Raw genomic sequence first — 9118 nt, forward strand, 5'->3', positions numbered from 1 at the left:
GGGCCTGGTGCGATGACCCAGCCCTGGCTTCCCGCAAGTGGATCGTCGCGCGTCGTGCTGATCGGCGCGAGCGACTACCAGTCGCCGGAGCTGCCGGAGATTCCCGCCGTGCGGGGGAATCTCCGGGCGTTGCGGGACGCGTTGACCGACCCGTCCGGCGGCCTGGTCAGCCCCGAGCACTGCCTGGTCGAGGGGCTCGACCGGCCCGCCACCATGGCCGGGGTCGGCACGGCGCTGAGCCGGGCCGCCGGGGAGGCCACGGACCTGCTGGTCGTCTACTACGCGGGCCACGGCCTGCTGGACGACGACGGGAGCCTGCACCTCGGGCTCACCGACACCGAGCAGTGGAACCTCGGCTACACCGGCGTCCCGGTCTCGCGGATCAAGCAGGACCTCGGCCAGGCCCGCGCCCGGGCCAGGGTGCTGATCCTCGACTGCTGCTTCTCCGGCCGCGCCATCGCCGCGATGGCCGCCCCGGACAGTCTGGTCGCGGGCCAACTCGACTTCAGCGGCACCTACACGCTCACCTCCAGTCCGGCGACTGACCCCTCGCACGCCCCGCCGGGGGCCGACCGGACCGCGTTCACCGCCGCCCTGCTGCGGGCGCTGGCCGAACCCGGGCCGCTGACCTTGGAAGAGGTCTACGAGCACGTGCGGGCCGAGCTGACCGGGCTCGGCCTGCCCGCGCCGCAGCGCCGGGCGACGAACAGCGCCAACCGGGTCGTGCTCGTGCGCGGCACGGGCCGGTCCGGCGCGGTGGAGGACGCCCCGGCCGTCAACGCCGCGCCACCCCCGCCGCCGGTGCGCAGCAGTGCGAGCCCGTTGGCGGAAGTGCTTGCCCAGGCGGCGGTCTCGCGACCGGTGACGCCGGTTCGCAGGCAGCGCCCGGTGACGGCTGGCCTGCGGCCGAGCCTGGGACCGGACGAGGACCGGGCGCGCATCATCGAGTTCTGGAGCGCCGTCGAGCTGTTCAGCCCGGGCAAGGCGCCCAAGGCGGACCCGCGCAAACTGGTGTCCGTCGTGGAGCCGGGCAAGCCGCTGCCGTGGGAGCCGGGGCACCCGCTGACCCGGCGGCACCGGTTGACCGAGCGGCAGACCTGGCGGCACGTGGTGTACCTGGGAGTGCACCGCTTGGAGCCGATGTTCGACGTCCTGCGCGCCGTTTTCCCCGCCGACGAGAACAGCCACGACGACCGCCAGTCGGGGGAAAGCGCCTTGGCCTCGTTCGTGGTCACCGCGGACGGCCGCCCCCTGCTGGACTCCCAGGTGCTGTCCGGGTGCGCCTGGGCGACCGGCCGGACGTTGAGCCCCGGGCCGGACACCCCGGGCTGGCTCAGCGGGTTCGATGAGACCACCGCTGAGTTCGCGGACCTGTTCGAGCGGCTGGTGGTCCCCGACCCCGACGCCGTGCGGGAAGCGCGCCGCGACGGCGACGACCTGTCCGAGCTGACGGACGTGCTCGGGGAGCGGACGCTCGCCGCCTGCTTCCGGGTCGCCGAGGACCTCGTGCGCCTGGGCGAGGCCGTGCCGCACGGCGAGATCCGCGTGCACAGCCAGATCGTTTCCCAGCGCAACGCCACCAGCACCGACGGGACCGAGTTCGTCAACAGCATGATCGCCGAGGACCTGGCGGCCGTCGCCGCCGCGGTCCGCGAAGGCGAGACGGGCCGCGCGCTGGCGGAGTACCTGCGGCCGGACGCCGAACTCGACCGGGGGCGGCGGGTGGACGTGCGCAAGCGCTTGGCCGAGGTGCTCATGGCCGCCGCGCCCGCGCGCGTCCCGCTGGGCCGGTGGCCGAGCGACCCGACCCGGTCGCTGGCGCTCGGGCAGCAGCTGGCCGTGAACAGCGCGGTGAGCGGCCGCGACGGCGACGACCCGATCGTCGCGGTCAACGGGCCGCCGGGCACGGGCAAGACGACGATGCTGCGCGACCTGGTCGCCGCGCTGGTCGTGGAGCGGGCCCGCGCGCTGGCGGAGCTGGCCAAGCCGGACGACGCGTTCGCCGGTAAGGCGCGCGGGTGGAAGGTCGGCGACTACTCGCGGGTGATCCACCAGTTGCGCCCCGAGCTGACCGGGTTCGAGATGGTCGTCGCGTCGGCCAACAACGGCGCGGTGGAGAACGTGACCGACGAGATCCCGGGCCGGGCGGCCATCGATGAGCCATGGCCCGCGCAAGCCGAGAGCCTGGACTACTTCACCGGCGTCGGCTCGGCATTGCTCGCCGCGGCCAAGGACTCCCGGGAATCCGCTGACGAGTCGACGGCGGACTCCGCGTGGGCGCTGCTGGCCGCGCGCCTGGGCAACAAGGCCAACCGGGGCCGCTTCACCGAGGCGTTTTGGTACCGCAAGGCCCCCGCGCCGCGCGGTGCTGCCGAGGGCGGCAGGCCCGACCACGCCAAGTCCGGTCTGCTGGCGATCCTCAAGGACTACGCCGAGTTCCCGCCGCGGCAGTCCTGGTCGGACGCGGTGGCCGACTTCCGCCGGGTGCTCAAGCGCGCGGAATCGGTCGCCGCCGAGCGCGACCGCGTTTTCCAAGCCGTGTGCGGGAAAGCGCAGGCCGAGGACCGGGTTCGGCAAGCCCATCAGGACGTCGCCACCGCCCGACAGCACCACGACACCGTGCGCGCGCGGCTCGCCGAAGCCCAGAACGCCGCCGTGGCCTGGCAGGCCGAACGGGGCAACCGGCTGGCCAAGCGCACCGAGCACCAGCGGTTCCGGCCGGGATTCCTGCAATGGCTGGTTTCCTGGGGCAGGAAGCTGCGGGAGTGGCAGAGCCTGGACGACCACCTGGCCGCCGAGGTCGCGGCCGCCGAGCAGGCGGAAAGCGCGGCGCGGGCCGCGGTGGCCGGGCTGGTGAACGAGGTCTCCGCCGCGGCTGGGGCCGTGGACCGGTTGGGGTTCGCGGCCCAACGCGCCGAAAGCGACTTGGACGCGCTGCTGAACACCCTGGCGCTGGCGCAAGCCTCGCTGGGCGAGCACTTTCCCGACGAGGACTGGTTCACCAACCGCCGCCGCCGTGAGCTGACCGCCCTGTGGACCGACCCCCAGTGGAACACCGCGCGCACCGAGACGTTCCTGGCCGCGCTGCGGCTGCACAAGGCTTTCCTGGGGCACAACGCGCACAAGATGCGGCAGACCCTGCACGGCGCCATGGACATCCTCTCCGGCGAGGCCCCGCAAGACGTGGCCGAGGACGCGGCGCTGGCCGCGTGGCAGGCGCTGTTCCTGGTGGTCCCGGTGGTCTCGACCACGTTCTCCTCGTTCGCCCGCATGTTCGCCCACCTGCGCCACGGCGCGCTGGGCTGGCTGCTGATCGATGAGGCGGGGCAGGCGACCCCGCAGAGCGCCGTCGGCGCGCTCTGGCGGGCCAAGCGCGCGGTGATCGTCGGCGACCCGCTGCAACTCGAACCGATCACGACGGTGCCGCTGCGCGCCGAACAGTCCATTCGCGACGAACTCGGCGTGGACGAGCAGTGGCTCACCCGCCGCACATCCGTGCAGCGGCTGGCCGACCGTCTCTCCCCGTTGGGCACCGCACTGTCTACAGAGGACGGCGAAATCTGGGTGGGGACGCCGCTGAGCGTGCACCGCCGGTGCGACGAGCCGATGTTCGGCATCGCCAACGACATCGCCTACGACGGCCTGATGATCCACGCCACCGGAACCGGCCAGGCGCGGGCCTTCGCCGAGCGGCACCCGAAGCTGCCCGAGTCGAAGTGGATCGACGTCAAGGCCGAGAAGGCCCGGGGGCACTGGATTCCCGCCGAGGGCGACTGGCTCGGCAAGATCCTCGCCTTCCTCGCCGAGTCGTCGTTCGACATGTCCGAGGTGCTGGTGATCGCCCCGTTCCGCGAGGTCGCCGACGAGGTGCGCAAGCGCAGAAGCGACTACCCCGGCCTAGTGGCGGGCACGATCCACGTCGCCCAGGGCAAGCAGGCGGACATCGTGATCCTCGTCCTCGGCGGCGATCCCCGCCGCCCCGGCTCCCGCCGCTGGGCGGCGAGCAAGCCCAACCTGCTCAACGTCGCCGCCAGCCGCGCCAAACGCAGGCTCTACGTCATCGGCGACCGCGCGGCGTGGTCGGCGCAGCGCCATTTCGACGTCCTCGCCGACCGCCTCGCCCCACCGCCGTAATCCGCCCCCGGCACGACAAAACACCGGCTCCCCCTCGGAAACCGAAGGGGAGCCGGTGTTTGTCGGCTACGGGCGCCGGGACTTAGTCGGCGCCGGACTCGATCGCGGCGCGGTCGAGCGCGTCGGGCTCGGCCGCCTCGCCCTCGTGGTCGGCTTGGGCGATGGCCGCGGCCCCGCCCGGGGGCAGCTCGCCGATGAGCCCGTCCCAGGCGGTGAGCTGGCCGTGCGCCGCGTACTGCTCCAGCTTGCTGCGCGAGTCGGCGATGTCGAGGTTGCGCATGGTGAGCTGGCCGATGCGGTCGCCGGGGCTGAACGCCGGGTCGGCGCTGCGCTCCATCGACAGCTTCTCCGGGTGGTAGCTCAGCTCCGGGCCCTGCGTGTCGAGGATCGTGTAGTCCTGCCCTCGGCGCAGCCGCAGCGTGACGCTGCCGGTGACCGGGAAACCGATCCAGCGCTGCATGCTCTCGCGCAGCATGAGCGCCTGCGGGTCGAACCAGCGGCCCTCGTAGAGCAGCCGCCCGAGACGGCGGCCCTCGACGTGGTAGGTGGCCACGGTGTCCTCGTTGTGGATGGCGTTGAGCAGCCGCTCGTAGGCGATGTGCAGCAGCGCCATGCCCGGAGCCTCGTAGATGCCGCGGCTCTTGGCCTCGATGATGCGGTTCTCGATCTGGTCGGCCATGCCGAGCCCGTGCCTGCCGCCGATGCTGTTGGCCGCCATCACCAGGTCGACCGCCGAGTCGAACGCCTGCCCGTTGATGGCCACCGGCCGCCCCTGGGCGAACTCCACGGTGACGTCCTCGGTCTGGATCTCGACCTCGGGGTCCCAGAACGCGACACCCATGATCGGCGACACGATCTCCATCGAGGTGTCGAGGTGCTCCAGCCGCTTGGCCTCGTGCGTGGCGCCCCAGATGTTCGCGTCGGTCGAGTACGCCTTCTCCGCAGAGTCACGGTAGGGCAGATCGCGCTGCTCCAGCCACACCGACATCTCGTGCCTGCCGCCGAGTTCCTCGACGAACGCCCGGTCGAGCCAGGGCTTGTAGATCCGCAGGCTCGGGTTGGCGAGCAGGCCGTAGCGGTAGAACCGCTCGATGTCGTTGCCCTTGAAGGTGGACCCGTCGCCCCAGATGGAGACGTCGTCGGCGCGCATCGCGCGGACCAGCAGGGTCCCGACCACCGCGCGGCCGAGCGGGGTGGTGTTGAAGTAGGTCTGCCCGGCGGAGCGCAGGTGGAACGCACCGCACGCCAGCGCGGCGAGACCTTCCTCGACCAGGGCCGTGCGGCAGTCGACCAGGCGCGCCTCCTCGGCCCCGTACGCGAGCGCTCGGTCGGGCACGGCGTCGAGGTTCGGCTCGTCGTACTGGCCGATGTTGGCGGTGTAGGAGTAGGGGATGGCGCCGCGTTCGCGCATCCACGCCACAGCGACTGAGGTGTCCAACCCGCCGGAGAACGCGATACCGACGCGCTCGCCGACCGGAAGTTCACTGAGGACCTTCGACATGCGCTCAGCGTAGTGAACGGCCCTGGTTCGCGCGGTGGCGGGGCAGGCGGCGACCGTACACCGTGCCGTGCGTCCGGATTCCGCGTAACGCGGGTCACGCGGGCCGGACGACAGTGCATTGAGGACAGCGCGCGGCGGATTGGGCTCTGTCCAAGGGTTTTGATTTACGGCCGGAAAATCCGTGGGCCGCTGGGAATGCGTTTCTCGGGTGGTTTCCTTCGTATAATTATTCGTTCGCTTCGGTGGCGGGCCAGTTTCGGAGAGCGACGTCGAGGGCGTCCAAAGCCCGCGACCACGAGGCGTCCAGCGAGCGCGGGTGGTGGCCCATGCCGCCGGACGCCTCCAGGTTCGCGTAGCCGTGGAGGGCGCCGTGCAGCAGGCGCACGGCGTCGGTCTGGTCGGGCTCGGACAGCCGGTAGTCGCGCAGCAGCGCTCGGGTCATCGCCGAATGCCGCCGCGCCGCGTCCGCCCCGGCGGACTCCGGGGCGAGGTCCATGCGCATCGCGGCGTAGCGTCCGGGGTGCTCGCGGGCGTAGTCGCGGTAGGCGTTGGCGAAGGCGACCAGGGCGTCCTTGCCCGCGCGGCCCGCCAGCGCGGTGGCGACCCGGTCGGCGAGTTCGGCCAGGGCGAGCGCCGCGACCTGCGCCTTCAGCTCCCGCACGCTCTTGACGTGCGCGTACAGGCTCGCGTCCTTGACCTCGAAGCGCCGCGCCAGGGCGGCGGCGGTCACCTGCTCGAAGCCGATCTCGTCGGCCAAGTCCGCCGCCGCCTGGACCAGGCGCTCAGCGGTCAATCCCGCACGGGCCATCTGTCACCTTCCTTCCTAGGGTGCCTAGGATATTACATAATTAGTCGCTCGTCACCCCTAGGCGAGGTAGCGTGTTGCCTATGAAACCGATAGCCGAGCGCGACCTCCGCGCGTCCTTCGTCAACTGCACCAAGGGCGAGGCGAAGCGGCTGGCCGTGCCCAAGGATCTAGCCGCCCAGCCCTGGGACGACCTGGACTTCCTCGGCTGGCGCGACCCGGCCGCCCCGCAGCGGGCCTACCTGGTCGCCGAGTCCGGCGACCGGCTGGTCGGCGTGGCGCTGCGGCAGGCGACCGCGCAGGGCGGGCGTGCCCGGCGGAGCATGTGCGCGCTGTGCCTGACCACGCACCCGGGCGGCGGCGTCGCGCTGATGACCGCGCGCCGGGCGGGGCAGTCCGGGCAACAGGGCAACTCCGTGGGCTCCTACCTGTGCGCCGATTTGGCCTGCTCGCTCTACCTGCGCGGAAAGAAGGAGGTCGAGCCCGGCGGCAGGCTCCGCGAGTCACTCACCCTGGCAGAGCAGATCGACCGAACCACGGCGAACCTGGCCGCGTTCCTGGACAAGGTGATGGGCGCTTGACCGTAGTGATTCGGGGCTGAGCGCGGTGAATCAGGCGGCGTAGTCCGGGAGTCGGCGGGCCACCTCGGCTGGCGCGGGCATCCGGGCGATCTCGTCGGCGATCACCTGGGCCGCGGCGCGGTAGTCGGGGTTTCCGGTCCGGGGCAACAGCTTCCGGGCGTGCTCGGTGACGGCGTCCGCGCTGAACTCGGCGGGGAGCAGGCGCAGGCCCGCGCCCGCCGCTCGCACGGCCTCGGCGTTGGCGAACTGGTCGGCGCCCTGCGGCAGGACTAATTGCGGGGCGCCGACGGCGAGCGCGCCGAGCGTTGTGCCGCTGCCACCGTGGTGCACGGCCACATCGACGCGCGGCAGCAGGTCCGACTGCCGCACCCAGGTCTGCGCGAAGACGTTGTCCGGCAGGTCGCCCAGGCTCCCCACCGGCACCCGGCCCGCGGCGACCACGATCTGCGCGTCCAGCCGCGCCAGCCCCTCGATGGCCGTGGCCAGCAGCGCGGGCGTCCCGAACGCGGTGCCGAGCGTCAGGTAGACCAGCGGCTTGGCGCCGCGCGCGCCGCTGGGGGCCGGAGTCGGAAACGGGACGGGCCGCAGCTCGATCCGTTCCTCGGTGGCGAGGAAGTCCTTGTCCTGCAACGAAGGTGGACAGATGTCGAGGTGCGGGACCGCGGGCAGGCCCGCGGTCGCCGTGGGCGGCTGGAGGCCGATGCCCTCGGGGAACATGCGGCCGAAACCGTGCCACAGCCCGGGAATCCCCGCGCGGTGCGCGGCCACCGCGGCGCCCGGCAGCCCCCACTCGTGGACGACGAGGTCCGGCCGCAGCCGCGCCAGTTCCGGTTCGAGGTCTTCGGCGTAAATCTCGTAGAACGCGTTCGCGGGACGAAAAGGCCGCAACCCATTGGCTGACAACGGCTCGTGCACCTCTTCACCCACCGCGAAGTGAACCTCGTGCCCGGCTTCCCGCGCCGCGATCGCCAACGGGATCAGCGGGTAGGTGTGGCCGACCGACCCCAGGCTGGCGAACAGCACGCGCATGCGGTCGAACCTACCTGGGCGCCTACGTCAGCGCGGACACCAGGTACGCGGCGGCCTCGGCGAGCAGAGCGGGATCGGAATCGGCGTCGCGGTCGGCTTTGCTGGACATGATCGAAACGACCAGAGGAGCGGCGTTCGGCGGTCGCACGACGGCGAAGTCGTTGAGGGTGCCGTAATCGCCGGTCCCGCTCTTGTGCGCCACGGGCCAGTCCTTCGGCACCCCCGCCCGAATACGGTCGGCGCCCGCGACGCCGCGATCCAGGAGGTCGAGGAGGAAATCGCGCTTGTCGGTGGGGAGCGCGTCGCCCAGCAGGATTCGGTGATAGGTGGAGCCGAACGCGCGGGGGGAGCTGGTGTCCCGGGGATCGCCGGGAGTGGCTTCGGTGATGGCGGGCTCGGTTCGGTCCATGCGGGTGACTGTGTCGCCGAGGCTGCGAACGTACTCGGTGAGCGCGGGTGGGCCGCCGAGGTCGCGGAGCAGGAGATTGCCTGCGGTGCCGTCACTGAAGCGGATCGCGGCGTCGCAGAGGTCGCGGATGGTCATGCCGGTGGTGACATGTTTTGCGGTGATGGGGGAGTGTTTCATTAGGTCGGTAGTGGAGTATTTGATGATTGTGTCCAGATGGGACAGTGGGTTGTGGTGCAGGATGGCGGCCGCTGCCAGTGCTTTGAAGGCTGAGCAGAAGGCGAAGCGGTCGTCGGGGCGGTGGGTGATTGTGGTGCCGGTGGCGGTGTTGAGTGCGTAGACGCCTAGGCGGGCGGTGAACTTGTGTTCCAGTTCTGTGAGGGTGTGGTGGGTTTCTTTGGTGGAGGGTGGTGGGGTTGTTGGAGGTGCTGGGGGTGCTGGGGGTGCTTTTTGGGATGGCCCTTGGGTGCATGCGGCCAGTGGTAGGAGTGGTGTTGTGGTGAGGAGGGTGCGGCGGGTGATGGGGCGTGTCACTGGGGGCTCTCGTGGTGGCTGGCTCGGGGGTGCGCTCGATGGGGTGGAGTGGTTTCTTCGGGGCCCCTACGAAGGAAGATCGCCGTGTGAAAGACGGGTGGGATGCCTTCGGCCTCACACGTGCGGAG

At 71.5% G+C, this 9118-nt stretch carries 6 protein-coding genes; 2 read left to right on the plus strand and 4 right to left on the minus strand.

Annotated elements, in window-relative coordinates; genetic code table 11:
- Positions 1-12: 12 nt before the first annotated feature.
- Entirely contained in the window at positions 13-4134 is a 4122-nt protein-coding gene (locus ACZ6SD_RS05485; RefSeq protein ID WP_465315687.1) for a caspase, EACC1-associated type, read from the plus strand.
- A gap of 82 nt (positions 4135-4216) precedes the next feature.
- Here the strand turns inward: ACZ6SD_RS05485 and argG are convergent, their stop codons facing one another.
- The gene (gene argG, locus ACZ6SD_RS05490) at positions 4217-5635 is read right to left on the minus strand and encodes an argininosuccinate synthase (RefSeq protein ID WP_465315688.1); all 1419 of its coding nucleotides are present in this window, start codon (positions 5633-5635) and stop codon (positions 4217-4219) included.
- Between the two features lie 226 nt (positions 5636-5861).
- The gene (locus ACZ6SD_RS05495; protein ID WP_465315689.1) at positions 5862-6443 is read right to left on the minus strand and encodes a TetR/AcrR family transcriptional regulator; all 582 of its coding nucleotides are present in this window, start codon (positions 6441-6443) and stop codon (positions 5862-5864) included.
- 80 nt (positions 6444-6523) lie between these two features.
- On the opposite strand from ACZ6SD_RS05495, the gene ACZ6SD_RS05500 reads away from it, so the two are divergent.
- Complete coding sequence (locus ACZ6SD_RS05500) at positions 6524-7021, plus strand: FBP domain-containing protein (protein ID WP_465315690.1); 498 nt, start codon at positions 6524-6526, stop codon at positions 7019-7021.
- A 30-nt stretch (positions 7022-7051) separates the two neighbouring features.
- Here ACZ6SD_RS05500 and ACZ6SD_RS05505 read toward each other — a convergent pair whose 3' ends face one another.
- Complete coding sequence (locus tag ACZ6SD_RS05505; protein ID WP_465315691.1) at positions 7052-8050, minus strand: glycosyltransferase; 999 nt, start codon at positions 8048-8050, stop codon at positions 7052-7054.
- A gap of 22 nt (positions 8051-8072) precedes the next feature.
- Entirely contained in the window at positions 8073-8990 is a 918-nt protein-coding gene (gene bla, locus ACZ6SD_RS05510) for a class A beta-lactamase (protein WP_465315692.1), read from the minus strand.
- Between the last annotated feature and the right edge of the window lie 128 nt (positions 8991-9118).

The sequence above is a fragment of the Actinokineospora sp. NPDC051303 genome, from assembly GCF_055586285.1.

Excerpts from the sequence above, each read along its gene's own strand:
- ACZ6SD_RS05495 (WP_465315689.1), bottom strand. The coding sequence starts at position 6,443 with ATGGCCCGTGCGGGATTGACCGCTGAGCGCCTGGTCCAGGCGGCGGCG.
- argG (WP_465315688.1), bottom strand. The coding sequence starts at position 5,635 with ATGTCGAAGGTCCTCAGTGAACTTCCGGTCGGCGAGCGCGTCGGTATC.
- ACZ6SD_RS05505 (WP_465315691.1), bottom strand. The coding sequence starts at position 8,050 with ATGCGCGTGCTGTTCGCCAGCCTGGGGTCGGTCGGCCACACCTACCCG.
- ACZ6SD_RS05485 (WP_465315687.1), top strand. The coding sequence starts at position 13 with ATGACCCAGCCCTGGCTTCCCGCAAGTGGATCGTCGCGCGTCGTGCTG.
- ACZ6SD_RS05500 (WP_465315690.1), top strand. The coding sequence starts at position 6,524 with ATGAAACCGATAGCCGAGCGCGACCTCCGCGCGTCCTTCGTCAACTGC.